Annotated in this window: 14 protein-coding genes; 7 read left to right on the forward strand and 7 right to left on the reverse strand. The window is 57.3% G+C overall.

The features are described 5' to 3' along the window. Positions 1-3,315: SbcC/MukB-like Walker B domain-containing protein (locus tag GHO42_RS14340; RefSeq protein ID WP_153384158.1), on the forward strand; the 3,315-nt coding region annotated here is incomplete at its 5' end. Then, positions 3,312-3,914 (forward strand): glutathione S-transferase, encoded by a 603-nt coding sequence (locus GHO42_RS14345; RefSeq protein ID WP_153327995.1) that lies wholly within the window; start codon positions 3,312-3,314, stop codon positions 3,912-3,914. The genes GHO42_RS14340 and GHO42_RS14345, both read left to right, overlap by 4 nt. A 12-nt stretch (positions 3,915-3,926) precedes the next feature. Here the strand turns inward: GHO42_RS14345 and GHO42_RS14350 are convergent, their stop codons facing one another. Both GHO42_RS14350 and GHO42_RS14355 read right to left on the reverse strand, forming a co-directional pair. Continuing rightward, positions 3,927-4,475 carry a cytochrome b gene (locus GHO42_RS14350; RefSeq protein ID WP_153327997.1) on the reverse strand — a complete coding sequence of 183 codons (549 nt, stop codon included), beginning with the start codon at positions 4,473-4,475 and terminating at the stop codon, positions 3,927-3,929. Beyond that, positions 4,472-5,554, reverse strand: a complete 1,083-nt coding sequence (locus GHO42_RS14355; RefSeq protein WP_153327999.1) for a catalase family peroxidase — start codon at positions 5,552-5,554, stop codon at positions 4,472-4,474. Before GHO42_RS14355 ends, GHO42_RS14350 begins: the two co-directional genes overlap by 4 nt. A 161-nt stretch (positions 5,555-5,715) precedes the next feature. Between GHO42_RS14355 and GHO42_RS14360 the strand changes: the two genes are divergently transcribed. After that, the gene (locus tag GHO42_RS14360; protein WP_153328001.1) at positions 5,716-6,222 is read left to right on the forward strand and encodes a sigma-70 family RNA polymerase sigma factor; all 507 of its coding nucleotides are present in this window, start codon (positions 5,716-5,718) and stop codon (positions 6,220-6,222) included. After that, a complete protein-coding gene (locus GHO42_RS14365; RefSeq protein ID WP_153328003.1) occupies positions 6,219-6,950 on the forward strand; it encodes an anti-sigma factor in 732 nt (243 codons plus the stop codon). The genes GHO42_RS14360 and GHO42_RS14365 overlap by 4 nt, the downstream gene beginning before the upstream one ends. A 144-nt stretch (positions 6,951-7,094) precedes the next feature. On the opposite strand, the gene GHO42_RS14370 is transcribed toward GHO42_RS14365, so the two are convergent. The 5 genes from GHO42_RS14370 to GHO42_RS14390 all read right to left on the reverse strand — a co-directional run bounded on the left by GHO42_RS14370 (position 7,095) and on the right by GHO42_RS14390 (position 13,909). Then, positions 7,095-8,267 (reverse strand): lactonase family protein, encoded by a 1,173-nt coding sequence (locus GHO42_RS14370; protein ID WP_153328005.1) that lies wholly within the window; start codon positions 8,265-8,267, stop codon positions 7,095-7,097. Next, entirely contained in the window at positions 8,257-8,556 is a 300-nt protein-coding gene (locus GHO42_RS14375) for a DUF5629 family protein (RefSeq protein ID WP_153328007.1), read from the reverse strand. Before GHO42_RS14375 ends, GHO42_RS14370 begins: the two co-directional genes overlap by 11 nt. A gap of 643 nt (positions 8,557-9,199) precedes the next feature. Then, on the reverse strand, positions 9,200-10,990 hold the full coding sequence (locus tag GHO42_RS14380; protein ID WP_153328009.1) for a bifunctional diguanylate cyclase/phosphodiesterase: 1,791 nt from the start codon (positions 10,988-10,990) through the stop codon (positions 9,200-9,202). A 165-nt stretch (positions 10,991-11,155) separates the two neighbouring features. Further along, positions 11,156-13,360, reverse strand: coding sequence for an OsmC domain/YcaO domain-containing protein (locus GHO42_RS14385; protein WP_153328011.1), 2,205 nt, complete (start codon positions 13,358-13,360; stop codon positions 11,156-11,158). A gap of 201 nt (positions 13,361-13,561) precedes the next feature. Then, a complete protein-coding gene (locus GHO42_RS14390) occupies positions 13,562-13,909 on the reverse strand; it encodes a DUF6124 family protein (RefSeq protein WP_153328014.1) in 348 nt (115 codons plus the stop codon). A 1,207-nt stretch (positions 13,910-15,116) separates the two neighbouring features. Between GHO42_RS14390 and GHO42_RS14395 the strand changes: the two genes are divergently transcribed. From GHO42_RS14395 to wecB, 3 genes are all read left to right on the forward strand, one after another. Further along, positions 15,117-15,581 (forward strand): low molecular weight protein-tyrosine-phosphatase, encoded by a 465-nt coding sequence (locus GHO42_RS14395; RefSeq protein ID WP_153328016.1) that lies wholly within the window; start codon positions 15,117-15,119, stop codon positions 15,579-15,581. A gap of 40 nt (positions 15,582-15,621) precedes the next feature. Further along, positions 15,622-17,850 carry a polysaccharide biosynthesis tyrosine autokinase gene (locus tag GHO42_RS14400; protein WP_153328018.1) on the forward strand — a complete coding sequence of 743 codons (2,229 nt, stop codon included), beginning with the start codon at positions 15,622-15,624 and terminating at the stop codon, positions 17,848-17,850. A 282-nt stretch (positions 17,851-18,132) separates the two neighbouring features. Then, positions 18,133-19,260, forward strand: coding sequence for a non-hydrolyzing UDP-N-acetylglucosamine 2-epimerase (gene wecB / locus GHO42_RS14405; RefSeq protein WP_153328020.1), 1,128 nt, complete (start codon positions 18,133-18,135; stop codon positions 19,258-19,260). The last annotated feature ends 61 nt before the right edge of the window (positions 19,261-19,321 follow it).

Below are 19,321 nucleotides of genomic sequence, written 5' to 3' on the forward strand. Positions count from 1 at the left end.
CGCTGGGAGGCCAACCGCGCCCGCGAGAAAGCCACCGGCAAACTGCAGGCCAGCCGCCAGAGCCTGCGTGACCTGGACAGCGACCAACTGCTGGCCAGCCAGAAAGGCGATTACAAAGTCCAGCTCGAAGCACGCCTGGGCCTGAACTTCGAACAGTTCACCCGTGCGGTGATGCTGGCCCAAAGCGAATTCAGCGCCTTCCTCAAGGCCGATGACAACGAGCGCAGCGAACTGCTGGAAAAGCTCACCGACACCGCGCTTTACACGCGCCTGGGCAAACGTGCCTTCGACAAGGCCAAAGAGGCCAGGGAAGCGCTCAAGCAACTCAAAGACCAGGCTGTGGGCATTACCCCTCTGGAACCCGAAGCCCGTGCCGAACTGGACCGTCACTTCAACGAAGCGCAGCAACAGCTGAAAAACCGGCAGGGCCAGCTCAAACAGCTAGAGCTGCAACACACCTGGCTCAACACCCTGAGCGAACTACAAGCCCAGCGCCAGAGCGCGGCCGAGCAACTGCAACAGGCACACACCCTGTTCGACAGCCAGGCCGGACAGCGCAAGACCCTGCATCTGCTTGAGCAACTGGCACCGCAACGTCATCAATTTGCCCGCCTTGCCGAGCTCAATGGGCAACTGAACCCGCTGGCCGAGCAAATCGGCGTCCAGTTGCAGCAACAGACCGAACTGAGCCAGCGCCAGGTCCAGCTGCAAGCACAGGTGCAAAGCGCCACGCTGGCGGCAACCCTGGCACAGACGCAGCAACGGGAGGCCGCACCGCAGGTCCAGCAAGCCCTTCTGGAACAAGCCAACTGCGATCGCCTGACCCAGGCCCTGACCGCCCAACAAGCCCTCCAGCAGCAGGCTGAGCAGGCCTGCGGCACAGGGCAGCAGACACTCAATGCCCTGCTTGAGCGTCAGCAGCAAGGCACCGAACGCCTGGCGCACATAGCCACACAACTCGAACACAGCAGCGAACTGGCGCCACTGGCCAACGCCTGGGACGCCTATCGCCCCCGGCTGCAACACTTGGTGCGGCTGAGCAATAACCTCACTACCGGGCGCAAGGAACTGCCCGGCCTTGAAGAGCGCGCCCAACAGGCCACACAACAACTGACCGAGCTGCGTAACAGCCTGGAAATCCTGTTCCAGGAAGCGGGCGCCGAGCCCCATGCGGTCAACGAGCAAATCCAGACCTTGGGCAGCCTGCTCCAGGACAACCGCCAACAGCAGCGCGCCTTTGAAGAGCTGCAACGCCTGTGCAGCACCCGACAGACCCTCGACAGCCGCCTGCTGGCCTTACAAACCAAACTGCAGGCACTGCACGCCGAGCGCGAAACATTGGTCGAGCAAGGCAACCAGACCAAAAGTCAGTACGAGGCCGCTGAGCAGGCCCTGCAAATCACCCGCCAGCTCCTGGAGCGCCAGCGCCTGGCCCGTAGCGCCAGCGTTGAAGAGCTTCGCGAGCAATTGCAGGACGATCAGCCCTGCCCGGTGTGCGGCAGCCACGAACACCCGTACCACCAGCCCGAAGCCTTGTTGCAAAGCTTGTCCCGCCACGATGAACGGGAAGAAAGCAACGCCCGTCAAGCCGTAGACGAGCTCAAAGAAACACTGGATCAGTTGCGCGACAAATTCAGCGCAATGAAAGCGCAGATCCAGGAACTGCGTGTGCAACATCAACACATTACTGAAGAACAACAGGCCCTCGCGCCGAGTTTTGAAGCGCATCCGCTGTATCAACAGTGGCTGGCCCAGGACCCGGCCAAGCGCGCACAATGGCTGACCCTGCGCCTGAACCAGTTGCAGCACAGCATCAGCCAGGACGAGCAACGCCAGAACGTCCTGCTTGCCCTGCAAAAGGAAGCGGCCCACCTGCAGCAACAAGTGCAGCGCTGCAGCGAGACCAGCCAGCTCGCTGGCCAGCAACTGGCAGAGCAGCAATTACACCTCAATGCCGACAGCCAGCGCCTTGAGGACGAACTGCGCGAATTTACCAGCCTGCTGGCACCGGCCACCCTCAATGCCCTGCGCGACAACGCATCCGCCTGTTTTATAAGCCTCGACCAGCAAGTGGCTGAGCGAGTGGCCCAACTCGATCAGCAGCGCGACGAGCAGGCGGAGCAGGCGCAGCGGGTTAACAGCATCGAGCGTGAACAGTACCAGCAAGCCAATCGCAGCAAGGAACTGGATGCCCTGCAGCGCAGCGTCAGCGAACTAAAGGCCCAGCAACAGGCAAGCCAGCACAGCCTCAAGGCGTTGCTGGGTGATTACAGCAGTGCCGAACACTGGCAGCAGGCCCTGGAGCAGGCAGTCGAACAGGCCCGCACCGTCCAGACCCAGGCCGGGCAGACCTTGCAGGTCACCGCCAACCAGTTGCTGCAACTGACCGCCGAGCTCAAATCCGCTCAGGAGCGCCTGCATGCCTTGCAGCAGGAACACGCCAACCTCAGCGCCCGACTCTCAGAGTGGCGCGCGCAACACAGCGAACTTGATGACAACCAACTGCAACAGTTACTCAGTTACGACGACACACAGGTGCGCGAACTGCGCCAGCAACTGCAAAACGGCGAAAAAGCCGTCGAGCAAGCCCGCGTACTGCTGCACGAGCGCGAACAGCGCCTGGCCCAACACCAAGCGCAAGCCAATGGCAACCTGGACGCCGACGCACTCAACCAGGCACTGGCCGAACTCACTGCACTGATCACCGCCAGCGAACAGCAGATCGCCGAACTGCGCGCGCAACAGGCTGAAGACCAGAGGCGCCAGGACGTCAATCAGGCGCTGGGGCAGCGTATCGCCCAAGCCGACAGCGAATGGCAACGCTGGGCGCGCCTCAGTGAACTGATCGGCTCGAGCAGCGGCGATAAATTCCGCAAAATCGCCCAGGCCTACAACCTCGACCTGCTGGTGCATCACGCCAACGCGCAACTGCGTCAGTTGGTACGCCGTTACCGCCTCAAACGTGGCGGCAGCATGCTTGGCCTGCTGGTGATGGACACCGAGATGGGCGATGAACTGCGCTCAGTGCATTCACTGTCGGGGGGAGAAACCTTCCTGGTGTCGCTGGCCCTGGCCCTGGGGCTGGCCTCGATGGCCTCCAGCACCCTGAAAATCGAATCGCTGTTTATCGACGAAGGCTTTGGCAGCCTCGACCCCGAGTCACTGCAACTGGCCATGGACGCACTGGACGGCTTGCAGGCCCAAGGGCGCAAAGTGGGGGTGATTTCCCATGTACAGGAAATGCATGAACGCATCCCGGTGCAAATCCAGGTGCAGCGCCAGGGCAACGGCTTGAGCACCGTGGAGGTGAAATGAAGCAACACGTACTCTATTCCTTCCGCCGCTGCCCCTATGCCATGCGTGCGCGCATGGCCTTGCGTTACAGCGGCGTGCCCTTATCGATCGTCGAGATCAGCCTCAAGGCCAAGCCGCCGGCAATGCTCGCGGCCTCGCCCAAAGGCACGGTGCCCGTGCTGGTCTGTGCGGATGGCCGGGTGATCGAACAAAGCCTGGAAATCATGCACTGGGCGCTGGGCCAACATGATCCTGATGATTGGCTGCAAGCGCACAGCGCGGGTTTGATCGAAGACAACGACAAAACCTTCAAAGTACTGCTGGACCGCTACAAGTACGCCATTCGCTATCCGGAGCATTCGATGGAGCATTACCGGGCCCAGGGTGTCGCGTTTTTGCAAGGTCTGGAACAGCGGCTGGAACACCACCCCTACCTCAGCGGCCCGGCGTTAAGCCTGGCCGATGTGGCCCTGGCGCCCTTTGTGCGGCAGTTTGCCCATGTGGACCGGGAGTGGTTCGCGCAAGCGCCGTTGCCGCAGTTGAATGCCTGGCTGGAGCGGTTTCTGGCTTCAGAGTTGTTTATCTCGGTGATGGCCAAGAGCCTCCCTGGCCACTTGTAGTCGCTGCGCTACTCAGCGACTACTATCATCGCCGCGCACCATGCTGGCCAGGACCCCGTCGCGCCTCACCCAGCCATGAAACAGCGCCGCCGCCAGATGCGCCAGCACGGTAAAAAACAGCAAGTAAGCCAAGTAGGTATGCGTCTTGCGCAATAACGCAAACAGCGCAGGGTTGGCTGGCAACAGCCCCGGCAACTGCAATGCACTGCCCAGCATCACCGGATCCCCCGCCGCCGAAATCATCCCCCAGCCCACCAGCGGCAACACCAGCATCAAGGCATACAGCAACACATGAGACATCTTGGCCGCCAACACCTGCACTACAGGCAAGTCCGCAGGCAATGGCGGCTGGCGGGTAGCAAAACGCACAAACAAGCGCACCACCACCAGCAACAAAATGGCGATCCCCAAGGGCTTGTGCAGATCGAGCAGCCATTCATGCCGCTGCGACACCGACGCCGCCAGGCCCGCACCGATAAACAGCATGGCAATAATCATCAGCGCCATTAGCCAGTGCAGCAAACGCCCCACCGGGGCGAAATGTGAAGTGGGTGCGCTCATGGTCGTGCCTCCTTGGGTAGCTGATCAACTTCACTGGTGCGTCGTACATAGGAACTGGCATAGGCCGCCGAACGCGCCGCCAGCAAGGGGTCATCCGAACCCTCTATGCCACTGGGCAAAATCAGCGGGTCATAGTTGATATCGCGGCATTCGCCGTCGTTCTGCGCCTGGGCGCTGACCAATACCAGGGTGCCTGCATTGACCACCTGGCGCGCCTCAGGCCAGGCCTTGCTGGCATCATTAGTCGGATCAGCCGCCTCGGCCAATATCAGGTTCAACTGCCATTTCAAAGGCCCTGCCGCCAGGCGCTTATCCAGATCCTGCTGCAGATAATCGGCATCGTCGGGCGCCGCAGCACCCGGCGCATCCTGCCCCAACGGCACCACCCCCCAGCGCACCGCCTGCCGCTGCCCGGCAGCGTTGACCAGATAAAACGCATTAATGCCGTTGTAGCGCTCAGTGGCATAGCTGGCCGAAGGTTTCGCGGTTTTGACCCACTGTAAAAACGCCGCCGTTTCCGGGTGCGCCGCAAAAAACGCCGGCATGGCACCGGGCGCGGGCTTACCCGTGGCCGGGTCCGGCGCACCGGCTTGCAGCATCTGATAGAACGCTTCGGGTGTGCCCACCGGGAACACCGGCATACTGTTCATCCCTGTGCGCCATTGCTGACCATTGGCCTGGGTAAAACGCAGGGCAAAACTACGGATCGGCACACTGCTGTCGGGGCCATAGGGGTTGCCACTGGGCAAGGCAAAACGCCCGACCACCGGCGTACGCCCAGTACCGAACACCTGCGCCGAAGACAACCCCTGCGCAGCACCGCTGCCCTGAAAATAACCCGCCACGCACACGCCCTTGGCATGATTGCGCCGGTAACCCGGATGCACGCCGTTATTGTGCTCCAGGGCATTGACCAACTTATCGGGGCTCAAACGCTGTGGGTCGAGCGTACCGTTGACATAATAAAAACCACCGAGGATAACCGCCACCACGGCACCGATACCGGCCAGGCGCAACACCACACTGGCAGGGCTTAACGGCGGTGTGACGGGCCGCACAGGCGGCAATTGATCAAGCATAAAAAACTCCGGGCCACAGGACCGTCAGGTAGATAGCCTATAGGACGCAGGCCGCACAGGCTTATTCCCCCCGGTGTACGATTAATTTATTTCGACAACACAGGGAATAAGGCCTGATCCTGAACGTCTTGCCTGCACCCACCCAGTCAATTGGCCAGACCATGACCTCACTTGATGAGCAACTGCGTGAACTGATCCCGCGTCTGCGGCGCTTCGCCCTGTCGCTGACCCGTCATGCCAGCAATGCCGACGACCTGGTGCAAACCTGCCTGGAGCGGGCCCTTGGCAGCGTTGCCGAAAAACGCCCCGAAGGTGACTTGCGCGCCTGGCTGTTTACCATCCTCTATCGCCAGTTTGTCGACAACCACCGGCGGTCCCGGCGTTATGCGCGCATGCTGGAATTCTTTACCGGCCGCGATGACACCCAACCCTCAACCGAACGCACGGTGCTTGCGCAATCAACCCTCGACGCGTTCGAACAACTGAGCACCGAGCAACGCGCCCTGCTGCTCTGGGTGTCGGTTGAGGGCTTGAGCTACAAGCAAGTCGCCGAGATCCTCGACGTCCCCATCGGTACCGTTATGTCGCGCCTTTCAAGAGCGCGCAACGCCCTGCGCCAACTCAGCGAGGGCGAAATCATCCGCCCTGCCCTGCGGAGACTCAAATGACCACCCTCCCGCCCAGTGAACACGATCTGCACGCTTACCTCGATCACACGCTCAGCGATGCCGAACGCCATCACGTTGAGCTTTATCTGCAAGCCAACCCGCACATCGCCGCGCAGCTCGGGGCCTGGCAGCGCGATGCACAAAACCTGCGTTCTGCGCTGCATCCAGACTTGCTGCAAGCGGCCAACCCGGCACTCGACCCGACGGCCATACGCCAGCGCCAGCGCCGGCATTCACGGCGCCAGTGGGCCAGTGCGGCGGTGCTGCTGATTGCCGTGAGTGTGGGCGGGCTGGGTGGCTGGCAGGCACGAAAAATCAGCCAGCCCGACAACCTGCCCATGAGCGACGCACTGGCAGCCCATCGCATGTTTGCCCAACAGGGCTTTTTGCCCGCTGACTACAAAGTCACCCCAGGCAACGAGATGCAAGGCTGGGTTGACCGTTACTTCAGCCGTGCCGAACGCTTGCCGGATTTGACGGGCGCAGGCTTCAGACCGGTCAGCAGTCGCCTGCTGACCACCGACCAGGGCGGCGCAGCGATGGTGTTGTACCAGGATCAGCAAGGACGCCAGATCAGCTTCTATATCCGCCCGCCGGGCCCGCACAACAGCCTGCTGCCACGGGGTAACCGTCAGGATGGCGAATTGCAGGCCCAGTACTGGTCCGGCCCTGGCTACAACTACGCCATGGTCGGCCCGGCCGGGTTGCTGGAGACGGTGAAGCTGTAAACGGCGCACAAGGATTCCGTAGCAGCCTCGTTCCTTCGGCAGCTGCTACGGATAGCGTGCTCTCAAGAGCGGGTTTTATGATCCAGAGCCGCATAAAAATGGGCGCTTTGCTGCAGGTATTTCTGCGTAGCTGCACGCCCTTGATTACGGGCGGTTGATAAACTTCACATCAGACGGTGCATCCATTGCCAGGGACTGCACGGTCTTGCCCAGCTTGCCGCTGGCAGGATCACGCTCAAGCACCACGATGGCATTGCTCATCTGGTTGGCAATCAGCAAAAACTTGCCATTGGGGCTCAGGGCAAACTCACGCGGGTGATCACCGTCCACCGAACGGCGCTGGATTTCAGTCAGTTCGCCAGTGCCCGCATCAATCGCAAACACCAGGATTTCATTGGCCTTGCCACGGTTGCTGACATACAGGAACTTGCCGTCCGAGGAAGCATGCACGGCACCGGCGGCGCGGTTTTGCGCAGGCAAACCGTGCGCCAGCTCCACCGCCTGACGCTGCTTGAGCTGGCCATTGGCATAGTCGAACACAAACACCTGGGCACTCATTTCAGTGGTCAGGTACGCATGCTTGCCGTCCTTGGAAAACAACAGATGACGCGGCCCGCTGCCTGCCGGCAACTCAATAAATGCGGGTTCGGCAGCCACCAGCGGGTGTTCCGGATTGGCGGCCGGATCGTAGCGGTAGACAAACACCTTGTCCGCGCCCAGATCACTGGCGAAGACAAACTGGCCATCGGGCGAGGACACCACCGAATGCACATGCGCCGACAGCTGCCGCTCGGGGTTGACCCGGCTGGCCGGGTGGCTGCTCATCTGCGTCACAGGCTGCAACTGGCCTTCGGCATTGATCGGCACTACCGCCAGGCTGCCGCCAGGGTCGGCGTGTACGCCGTAGTTGGCGACAAACAGGTAACGTTCGTCTGCGCTCAGGCTGGAGTGGGTCGGTTCTTCGCCCAGGGTCTTGACCTGATTGATCAGGGTCAGCGCGTTGGTTTTCGGGTCGATGGCCACGCTACTGGCGCGCCCCACCACATCGGCCTGGCCCTGGCCGTTTTCATTGACCACAAACAGCCGGGTCTGGTCCTTGGACAGAGTCAGCCACGACGGGTTGGCGGCCTTGAACACTTGCAGCGGCTCAGGAGTGATACGCCCCTTGGCACTGTCAAACTGCAGACGGTAGATGCCCTGGCTTTTGCCCTGGGTGTAGGAACCCACCAACAGCTCGACGTCATCGCGGGACTCGGCCTGGGCCGACATCGCGCCCACACTCAGCGCCATCAGCATCGGCAGGGTTTTAAACTTCATTTTCGGCCTCGGCTTCATCGTCGTCGTTGTTGGCGCTCAAAGCGCTCAGGCAAACCAGGCGATGCTCACCCGAATCGCCAATAAGGGTCCAGCTTTGCAGACCCTGGTCAAATACGGCCGCGTCAATCTGCGCCGCGGTGAAGTGCCAGCGTTTTTCAGCACGCCCGTCCATGCACTTGATGAGCAATTGCACATCGTCCAGAGAGAAATCCCAGGCATGCAGCCCGTCAATCACCAGCATATCGCTGGTTTCAAGGGCTGTGCGCAAGGTCTGGTTTGAGTCGCTCATTAATCAATCACCTGTTGGAAAGGCGTAATGATAGGTTAAATCAGCGGTGCAACCCATAACCGTGACAAGTGATTGCACGGCTACCTGAGCCTGCTGGCAATTCGTCTGCGTAGCAGCAACCTCGTTCCTTCGGCAGCTGCAGGAAAAACTGCAACTGTGGGAGCGAGCCTGCTCGCGAAGGTCGTTCGCGAGCAGGCTCGCTCCCACAATAGGGCTTGATCTACAACAGAGTAAGTGATTGCACGGCTACCTGAGCCTGCTGGCAATCCGTCTGCGTAGCAGCAACCTCGTTCCTTCGGCAGCTGCAGGAAAAAACTGCAACTGTGGGAGCGAGCCTGCTCGCGAAGGTCGTTCGCGAGCAGGCTCGCTCCCACAATAGGGCTTGATCTACAACAGAGTAAGTGATTGCACGGCTACCTGAGCCTGCTGGCAATTCGTCTGCGTAGCAGCAACCTCGTTCCTTCGGCAGTTGCAGGAAAAAACTGCAACTGTGGGAGCGAGCAGGCTCGCGAAGGTCGTTCGCGAGCAGGCTCGCTCCCACAATAGGGCTTGATCTACAACAGAGTAAGTGATCACGGCTACCTGAGCCTGCTGGCAATCCGTCTGCGTAGCAACTGCCGAAGGAACGAGGCTGCTGCTGCGGTCAGATAAAACTGCGCGGTTCGCGCAACAAGGCCTCCAGCTCCACCGCGGGCAAAGGTCGGCAAAACAGATAACCCTGTACCTGATCGCAACCGTTTTCAGTCAAAAACTCCAGCTGCTCACGGGTCTCTACGCCTTCGGCAATCACCTGCAAGTTGAGGCTGTGCGCCAACTCGATAATCGTCCGCGCGATGGCCGCATCCTGAGGGCTGAAGGTAACTTCACGGATAAACGCAATATCAATCTTCAGCTTGTCGATGGGAAAACGGCTCAGGTAAGCCAGGCTCGAATACCCCGTGCCAAAGTCATCAATAGAAATTTTCACCCCGATATCGCGCAGCGTCAGCAGGCTGGCCACGGTATGGGGCGTGTTCTCCATCAGCGAGCCCTCGGTGAGCTCCACTTCGAGCAAGTGCGGATCCAGCTGATGGGCCTTGAGCGAGCGCTCGATATCACTCACCAGATCGCCTTCACAAATCTGTTGCGCCGACACATTCACCGCCACTTCCACCCCACCAAGGCCTGCGCTTTGCCATTGGGCAATCTGGCTGCATACCCGGTCAATCACCCACTGACCCACCCGGGAAATCAGCCCGAGGCTTTCCAGCAGCGGCACAAAAACCCCAGGCGAGACCGTGGCAACCCCCGGCCGGTGCCAGCGCAACAGCGCCTCGACACCACAAATCCTGCCATCCTTGAGGCTGATCTTGGGCTGGTAATACACCTCGAACGCCTGCTTGCGCACCGCATCGCGCAGCGCGGTTTCCAGCTCTTGCCGGGCCAGCACCTCGACATTCATTTGTGCCGTGTAAAAACGGTAAGTGTCTTTACCCGCCTGTTTGGCCAGGCCCATGGCCGTATTGGCGTGCTTGATCAGGCGGTGCGCCTCGGCACCGTCGTCCGGATACAGAGCAATCCCGTAACTGGCCGTCATCGGCGTATCGTGGCCATGCAACCTGAAAGGCTCGCGCAACACCTCGCGGATCCGATCAACCATCTGCCGCGGGCCGGGCTGCCCCTTGCGGATCATCAGGATCAAGGCCAGCTCGTCACCGTCCATGCGCCCCAGGGTGTCACTCACATTCAAACAGTTGGACAGGCGCTGGCTGAACTCGGCCAACACCTTGTCCCCCATTAAATGGCCCCAGGTCAGATTGATATTCTTGAAATCATTGAGGCCCACCGTCACCACCGCCAGCTGCCAGCCCCGCAGCACCGCCTGGGTAAGGCCCATCTGCAAGGTGGTGTAAAACAGGTCGCGATTGGGCAAGCCGGTCAGCGGGTCATAATTGGCCATTTTCAGCAGCCGCTCATCAGTGCCCATCGCCGTGCGAAAACGCTCCAGATCGCTGGTGCGTTTTTCCAATTGCTGCTCAAGCATCAGGGTATGCACCGCCTGATAGTCGCCAAAGGCCTTAAGCCGCAACAGATTGCGCACCCGCAACCACAACTCGTCACCGCTCACAGGCTTGCACAGAAAGTCTTCTGCGCCCGCTTCCAGCCCCAGCAGGCGCGCACTCTGCTCGCCCAGCCCCGACAACATAATGATCGGAATATTGGCCGTCGAAGAATTGGCCTTGAGCTGGCGAGCGACCGCATAACCGTCAGTGCCCGGCATCATCGCATCGAGCAAAATCAAGTCCGGCTGTTGTAGCGCAACCATACTCAAGGCCTGCTCCCCCGAACTGGCCGTCAGCGTGTGGTAACCCTGCTCTTGCAGCAAGGCTTCGAGCAACTCGCGAACATGAACATCGTCATCCACGATCAAGAGAGTGGCAGCTGTATTGGACATGGAGCGCGCTCAAATAAGAGGCTGTTAGGTGCCTGATCTGCCAGCCTCCCTGGCCAGCGGCTCGTGCCCGTTTAAAGATCCAGTAAAGCACCGATACCGGCACTTCACCATGAACGGCAAAAACAAAAAAAGCACCCTCAGGTGCTTTTTTGTCGACGCTGCGGGTTAGCCCGCCAGGCCCGCTGCCTTGGCCCGTGCAGCATGCAGCTTCTTGTAGCTGTCAATCAGGCGCAGATGCTTGTCCAGCCCTTCCAGCTTGATGCTGGTGGGGGTCAAACCATGGAAACGCACGCTACCGTCCACCGAGCCGATGGCGGCGTCCATGCGTTCATTGCCAAACATGCGCCGAAAATTGGCTTCGTAGTCTTCAAGCGCCAGGTCTTCATCCAGCTTCATCTCCAGCACCGCATTCACCGCCTGGTAGAACAAACCGCGCTCCACCGTATTGTCGTTGTACTGCAGGAACATCTCCACCGCCTCTTTCGCCTCTTCATACTGCTCCAGGGCGAGCCAGATCAGCAGCTTCAACTCCAGGATGGTCAACTGGCCCCAGGCGGTATTGTCATCAAACTCGATGCCGATCAACGTGGTGATATCGGTGTAATCATCCAGCTCGCTTTCCACCAGCCGCTCAACCAGCCCCTGCAACTCTTCTTCATCGAGGCGATGCAGGTTAAGGATATCGGTGCGGAAAAACAGCGCCTTGTTGGTGTTGTCCCAGATCAGATCATCAGCCGGGTAGATTTCCGAATAATCCGGCACCAGGATGCGGCAGGCCTTGGCCCCGAGATGCTCGTACACCGCCATATACACCTGCTTGCCCATGCCCTCGAGAATCGCGAACAGAGTCGCGGCCTCCTCGGCATTCGAGTCTTCACCCTGGTGGGTGAAATCCCACTCGACAAACTCATAATCGGATTTGGAACTGAAGAAGCGCCACGACACCACACCGCTGGAATCGATAAAGTGCTCAACGAAATTGTTCGGCTCGGTCACCGCCTGACCTTCGAAGGTCGGCTGCGGCAGATCGTTAAGCCCTTCAAAACTGCGCCCCTGCAGCAACTCGGTCAGGCTGCGTTCCAGCGCCACTTCCAGGCTTGGGTGGGCCCCGAACGAAGCGAACACCCCGCCGGTACGCGGGTTCATCAAGGTCACGCACATCACCGGAAACTCACCGCCCAGCGACGCATCCTTGACCAGCACCGGGAAGCCCTGCTCTTCCAGCGCCTGGATCCCGGCCAGAATCGACGGGTACTTGGCCAGCACGGCCTGCGGCACATCCGGCAGGGCGAACTCACCTTCAATAATTTCGCGCTTGACCGCCCGCTCGAAAATCTCCGACAGGCACTGCACCTGGGCTTCGGCCAGGGAGTTACCGGCACTCATGCCATTGCTCAGAAACAGGTTCTCGATCAGATTGGACGGGAAATACACCACCTCGCCATCGGACTGGCGCACAAACGGCAGCGAGCAGATACCGCGCGCTTCATTGCCCGAGTTGGTATCGATCAGATGGGAGCCGCGCAACTCACCTTCACGGTTATAAACCTTCAGGCAGTACGGGTCGAGAATCTCCCCCGGCAGCTCATCCTTGGGCCCCGGCTTGAACCAGCGCTCTTCGGGGTAATGGACAAACTCGGCATTGGCGATTTCCTCGCCCCAGAACTGATCGTTATAGAAGAAGTTGCAATTGAGGCGCTCGATAAACTCGCCCAGGGCCGACGCCAGCGCGCCCTCCTTGGTGGCGCCCTTACCGTTGGTAAAACACATTGGCGACTGCGCATCGCGGATATGCAGCGACCACACATTGGGCACGATATTGCGCCACGAAGCGATTTCTATCTTCATCCCCAGGCCCGCCAAAATGGCGGACATAGTGGCGATGGTCTGCTCCAGGGGCAGGTCCTTGCCGGCGATAAACGTACCGCCCTCGCTGGTGGACGCAGGCATCAGCAGGGCCTGGGCATCGGCGTCGAGGTTCTCCACCTCTTCAATCACAAACTCGGGGCCGGCCTGCACCACCTTCTTTACGGTACAGCGGTCGATGGAACGCAGAATGCCCTGGCGGTCCTTTTCAGAGATATCGGCCGGCAGTTCGACCTGAATCTTGAAAATCTGGTTATAGCGGTTTTCGGGGTCGACAATATTGTTCTGCGACAGGCGAATATTCTCGGTGGGAATATTGCGTGTCGAGCAGTACAACTTCACAAAGTAAGCCGCACACAGCGCCGACGAAGCCAGAAAGTAATCGAACGGACCAGGAGCCGAACCATCGCCCTTGTAGCGGATGGGCTGATCGGCAACCACAGTGAAGTCATCGAACTTGGCTTCAAGTCGGAGGTTGTCGAGAAAGTTGACCTTGATTTCCATGCGGGATTACCAGAATTACCAGACAAATAATGGCGCCCATTATCCGGCTTTTACGCATGAAGTGTTGTGCTTTTGCGCATAGGCGACAGGCGCCCCCCCGCCACCTGATTAGTCACTGGCGAAGGAACGAGGCTGCGATCGGTTGCGAAGCGACCGTAAAGCCTAAATAACGCGCCTGTCGCCAATCAGGCGCGTGCTGCTTCAGTGCGTTACCAGCGTATCCAGCGACTTGTCGACATAACCTTTGGCCAGCTCCACCAAGTGCATAGTCGACAACACCAAATCGCGCGCGGGCCCGCTCAAGCCATTCCCCGCCTCATTCGCGCAGGCACCCGCACAGCGCAACAAGTCTGACGCCTGGGCCAAAGCCGCTTCTGAATTGACACTGTGCGGGATGGCAAACATCGCCGTGGCCAAAGGGCGAACCGGCTTATGGCCTTGCAGGTAGTAATTGAGCGCGCGCTCGGTGGCGGCACGGTCCAGCAACGGGTTGTGACTGTCAGCAGCATCAAGGGGTAACACGGGTGGATCGGGGGTGATCTTTTTCATGGGGTTCTCCAAATTTATGGAGCTGCCCGTTATCGCTACTAAACGAATGGGGAGGCAGCCGTACGCAGGTTAGTAGACCGGAAAACTTGGAAACCGGCGCACACGAAGGTGCCCTACGCACGGCCACCATAGCGATGGCACTTTGCGCCAAGTTTACCAGTCGGGCTACTAAACCCGACCGCTGATAGGCAGCGATGGGCCGAGACTATTCCCCGAATTGGGCAGGCGCAAGCCAGCAGGATTTTCTAGGATGATTCACGACAATGAAAGCGAAACGTCGTACGAAATGCCTGAGATTAAAGGCCAAATGCCAGCCACGGTCTTGTAGCAGCTGCCGAGGAACGAAGGCTGCGTTCGAGCGCGAAGCGGTCGTAAATCCGTAGCCCGGGATTTACCTGAACGACTGCAGAACTCGGTAAACCCGTTAAAACACTGAAAAGCCCCCCGAAAACTCAGACCCCACAAAAAACCAAACCACGAACAGCTGCACCAAAACAGACCGTATCACGACCGCAATCACCATTGTGGTCAGAACACTGAAACACACACTGACAAACATGCACTAACTTAAATCACTAACTAAGCAACTATTTAATACATTTAACCTTATAGACATAACTAACACTCCACACATAAGCCCATATACCCAGCAGTGCCCATCAAGTTAAAAAAACACTATTTACACAGCTATATCACAATGCCACTATTGCCCCACAGCGGCGCCCCAGGAACCCGGAGCGCAGCAAACCTGCTGCAAAAACACTCGTTTTCAGGCCAAAAAACCCCGGCCTGCGCAAAACCTCCCGCCCGAACACGGCCCAGGCAAGGGCCGCCCCCAAGTCCGGGGCAACGCCCGGTAGCACAGGGCCATGCTCAAGACACCTGCCATTGGGCGGAGTTATTTTTGGTCGAGAACGGCCGGAATGTTATTTATTGTCGATTAATAACTATTGAAAAACACCTATATAGCTCAAATAAAATCGCCAGGGGATTTAAAGGTTGATATTGCAATCGGTTCGCAGTTAATATTTTGCCCGTTCAACTTCGTACCGACCCTTTATCTGTAATAAAGCCGGAGTAACTGTGCTCCTGCCCAGGCCATCGCCACATCATACTGATGCCGGCAGCCTTTATTGATAGGCACAGCCACTCCCTGGACAGGGAGTAATGGTCGTGACGATTCGTTAAGTGCTCTCGCCGGCTGAGCATGTTTGGCACAAAGGAAGCTGCCTTGTTTAAACGAATCTTGATTGTCTGCATTGGCAATATTTGCCGCAGCCCTACCGCCGAACACCTCTTGCGGGTCGCCCTTGCGCCCTCCGACATCGTCGTGAGCTCCGCAGGCCTGAGCGCCGTAAAAAGCAAGCCCATCGAAGCCACCGCGGCGGCCGTTCTAGAAGAACATGGCCACGCCGTGCCCGAACACATCTCCACCCAGCTGACTGCCGCCAAGATAAATGAAGCTGATCTTATTTTGGTCATGGAACAACATCATATTAATGGTGTCCTAAGCCTCGCTCCAGAGGCACGGGGCAAAGTATTCCTGCTGGGCAAATGGCAAGACAACCGCGAAATCAACGACCCGTACCGCCAGGGCAAGCCTGCCTTTGTGCATGCGTACGCACTGCTTGACGCCGCCGTAAATGCATGGGCCCAGCGGATCAAACGCTGAGTCATCCCTCGAATTACCTGTGAAGATAAGAAATCGACTTATGCAGCAAGCACCCGTGACAAAGCCCCATGAACAAGATGACGACAACGACGAAATCGACCTGATGGGGTTGTTGGGTACGCTGATCGACCATAAATGGCTGATTGCCAGCGTTACGGGCGTGTTTATGGCGGCAGGCGTTGCCTATGCCCTCCTGGCTACACCGGTTTATCAGGCGAATGCGTTGATTCAGGTGGAAGCCAAGAAGAATGACATGCTGGGCTTCTCCGATATCGGCAGCATGCTGGGTAAGGAATCGCCTTCTGCTACAGAAATCGAGCTGATCAAGTCGCGCAGGAATATTGGTGCTGCAGTAGATAATCTGAAGCTGGATATAAAAGTAGAGCCTAACTACTTCCCGTTGATCGGCGAATTTATGGCTCGTCGCTTTAAACCCGATGCGGAAAACAGCGTAGCTACCCCAGTGTTCGGAATGAACAGCTTCGCTTGGGGAGGCGAACAGCTGAAACTTGCTGAGCTCGAGCTGCCTCAAGAATTGCTGGGCAAAGAATTGACTCTGGTCAGCGGCGAGCAAGGTAGTTTTACCCTGTTGGATGACGATGACAATATTCTGGTCAATGGCAAGGTCGGTCAGGCCATCGATGAGAATGGCATAAAGCTGCAGGTCGAAACCCTGCAGGCCAACCCAGGCACAAATTTTAGCGTGGTCCGTAGCCCACGCCTGACTACTATACTAAATTATCAGAAAGTACTGGATGTCTCCGAAAGAGGTAAAGAGTCCGGCATGGTCGGCCTGGCACTTGAGAGCACTGAACCTGCTACCGCAATCCAGATCCTGAATGAAATCGCTCGCCTGTATGTTCAACAAAATATTGAACGCACATCCGCAGAAGCAGCTCAAAGCTTGGGCTTCTTGAAAGATCAATTGCCGCAAGTACGTAAAGATCTGGAAAAAGCTGAAAACGCGCTGAATGCATTCCAAATCCGTAGCAAATCGATTGATATCAGCCTTGAAGCTAAAGCAATTCTCGATCAGATCGTATCTTTGGACACTGCAATATCGACCTTGAAGCTTCAGCAAGCCGAAATGGACCGAAAGTTTACTCCACAGCATCCGGCCTACCGTGCACTGATGGGCCAGCTGGCCGAACTGAGCAGCAAACAACAACGCCTAGCCAAGCAAGTTGAAGGCTTGCCGTCAACTCAGCAGGAACTGCTAAGCCTTACACGAGATTTGAAAGTCAGCACTGAAATCTATACCCAACTGCTCAATAAATCCCAAGAGCTGGATGTAATGCGGGCCGGTGCTGTGGGTAACGTGCGCTTGATCGACACCGCTGATGTAGATCTTCGCAATCCGGTCAAACCGAAGAAAACCTTGATCGTATTGATCGCAACCCTGCTAGGTGGTTTCTTGGCAGTCGGCTATGTGCTATTCCGCAAGGCGCTTAACCGTGGCGTAGAAAATCCGGACGATATCGAAAAATTAGGCCTGCCGGTCTATGCTTCTATTCCATTCAGCTCACTGCAAAAAGTCGAAGATGAAAAAAGCCCTGGTGGCCGTGGCACTCGTGTTACCCCACTGCTGGCCAGCAGCCACCCAACTGATCTGGCAATTGAAGGGTTGCGCAGCCTTCGTACCAGCCTGCACTTTGCAATGCTCGAAGCCAACAACAATCGCCTGATGATCTCCGGCCCAAGCCCCAAGGTTGGCAAGTCCTTTGTCTCCGCTAACCTTGCAGCAGTTATTGCACAATCGGGGCAGAGAGTGCTGCTGGTAGACGTGGATATGCGTAAAGGTTATATCCATAAAATGTTTGGCATACCTGTAGAGAATGGCCTGTCCGATTTACTGGCCAAGCGCTGCGACCTTGATACAGCCATTCATAAAACTGAAATTGAAAATTTCGATGTTATTGGCCGTGGGCAAATTCCGCCAAATCCATCCGAATTGTTGATGCATAAAAACTTTAGCGAATTCCTAGAGCAAATCAGCGCTAGATACGACCAAGTCATTCTCGATACACCTCCATTCTTGGCGGTTACTGATGCAGCAATCGTCGGCCGCCAGTCGGGCACTAACTTGATTGTGACCCGCTTTGAGCTGAACCCGGCCCGTGAAGTTGAGTTGACTATGCGCCGCTTTGCCCAAAATGGCATTGAGCTCAAAGGCGCCATCTTCAATGGCGTTGAAAAGCGCGCCTCGGCAAAGTATGGCTATGGTGCCTATGGTTATTACAACTACGAATACAAGTCGGACAGCGTTTAATAACAGTACGGTTAAAATAATTACCGGGCGCCCTTGATTATTCAAGGGCGTTCTTTTGCTGTATCAGCAACCTAAAACACGAAACCTCAACCTATTTATCCGCTTTCAGGGACTTGCGAGTAATCCTGGGGCGGTAGCGTGCCTAAACAGGCTTGAAGATAAGCAATAATGGATTAAGCAAGTCATTGGCTAGCCCCTTTATTTAAATCTTGCCCAAAAAATGCCATCAAATCGTTCAAAGACTCCCGACATTTATTCATGAACATATAAAAGGAACGTTCTATGAAGACCTTGTGTATTTTTGGTACTCGTCCTGAAGCCATTAAAATGGCCCCGCTGGTACTGGCACTGGCAGCTGACGAACGTTTTGAAGCAAAAGTTTGTGTTACCGGCCAGCACCGTGAAATGCTTGATCAAGTGCTGGGGTTGTTTTCCATAACACCTGACTTCGATTTGAACATCATGAAGCCTGGGCAGGATCTGACCGATGTAACTACAGCCATCCTTCAAGGCATGAAAGGTGTACTGAGTGAATTCAAGCCTGACATTGTGCTGGTTCACGGTGACACAGCTACAACATTTGCAGCCAGTCTTGCCGCCTACTACCAGCAGATTCCGGTGGCGCACGTAGAAGCAGGTTTGCGGACGGGCAACCTTTACTCACCATGGCCCGAAGAAGGCAACCGCAAACTAACCGGTGCCCTGGCCAAACTGAACTTCGCTCCGACTGAAAACTCGCGCAACAACCTTCTTCGTGAAGGTGTGAGCACCGAGAGTATCGTGGTCACTGGCAATACAGTCATTGACGCCCTGCTGGATGTAGTCAAACGCCTGGAGCAAGACCCGGAGCTATTGGCACAAGCCTCTGCACCGTCAGCTTTTCTGGACCCAGTCCGTAAACTGATTCTGGTAACTGGCCATCGCCGTGAAAGCTTTGGTGACGGCTTCGAACGCATTTGCCAAGCGCTAATGGAAGTTGCACAGCAACATCCTGATGTTGATATCGTTTATCCAGTACACCTCAACCCTAATGTTCGCGAGCCGGTCAATCGTCTGCTAAATGGCATTGGCAATATCCACCTGATTGCCCCACTGGACTACCTTCCTTTTGTCCATATGATGACCCGCTCCCACATCATATTGACCGATTCTGGCGGTATTCAGGAGGAAGCTCCATCACTGGGTAAGCCTGTGCTGGTAATGCGCGACACCACAGAACGCCCGGAAGCCGTCTCAGCTGGCACGGTAAAACTGGTAGGCACCAACACCGCCGATATCGTCCGAGAAATGAACCGCCTGCTGCTAGACACATCCGCATACCGCGATATGAGCTATGCCCATAACCCGTACGGCGATGGCAATGCATGCCAGCGCATTCTCGAAGCACTAATTGACAGCCACTCCCGCTAAGTGGCTGCTGCTCTTAATTAATATCTGATCGAAATTCAAGCACCCTATCTAAGTCAAGGAC

The organism is Pseudomonas sp. FSL R10-0056, assembly GCF_009600105.1.
GTDB classification, from domain to species: Bacteria; Pseudomonadota; Gammaproteobacteria; order Pseudomonadales; family Pseudomonadaceae; genus Aquipseudomonas; species Aquipseudomonas bubulae.

Bases quoted from the DNA above. Each gene is read 5' to 3' on its own strand.
- GHO42_RS14355 (WP_153327999.1), bottom strand. From the start codon at position 5,554: ATGCTTGATCAATTGCCGCCTGTGCGGCCCGTCACACCGCCGTTAAGC.
- GHO42_RS14395 (WP_153328016.1), top strand. From the start codon at position 15,117: ATGTTTGGCACAAAGGAAGCTGCCTTGTTTAAACGAATCTTGATTGTC.
- GHO42_RS14345 (WP_153327995.1), top strand. From the start codon at position 3,312: ATGAAGCAACACGTACTCTATTCCTTCCGCCGCTGCCCCTATGCCATG.
- GHO42_RS14380 (WP_153328009.1), bottom strand. From the start codon at position 10,990: ATGTCCAATACAGCTGCCACTCTCTTGATCGTGGATGACGATGTTCAT.
- GHO42_RS14400 (WP_153328018.1), top strand. From the start codon at position 15,622: ATGCAGCAAGCACCCGTGACAAAGCCCCATGAACAAGATGACGACAAC.
- wecB (WP_153328020.1), top strand. From the start codon at position 18,133: ATGAAGACCTTGTGTATTTTTGGTACTCGTCCTGAAGCCATTAAAATG.
- GHO42_RS14365 (WP_153328003.1), top strand. From the start codon at position 6,219: ATGACCACCCTCCCGCCCAGTGAACACGATCTGCACGCTTACCTCGAT.
- GHO42_RS14375 (WP_153328007.1), bottom strand. From the start codon at position 8,556: ATGAGCGACTCAAACCAGACCTTGCGCACAGCCCTTGAAACCAGCGAT.
- GHO42_RS14370 (WP_153328005.1), bottom strand. From the start codon at position 8,267: ATGAAGTTTAAAACCCTGCCGATGCTGATGGCGCTGAGTGTGGGCGCG.
- GHO42_RS14350 (WP_153327997.1), bottom strand. From the start codon at position 4,475: ATGAGCGCACCCACTTCACATTTCGCCCCGGTGGGGCGTTTGCTGCAC.
- GHO42_RS14360 (WP_153328001.1), top strand. From the start codon at position 5,716: ATGACCTCACTTGATGAGCAACTGCGTGAACTGATCCCGCGTCTGCGG.
- GHO42_RS14385 (WP_153328011.1), bottom strand. From the start codon at position 13,360: ATGGAAATCAAGGTCAACTTTCTCGACAACCTCCGACTTGAAGCCAAG.
- GHO42_RS14390 (WP_153328014.1), bottom strand. From the start codon at position 13,909: ATGAAAAAGATCACCCCCGATCCACCCGTGTTACCCCTTGATGCTGCT.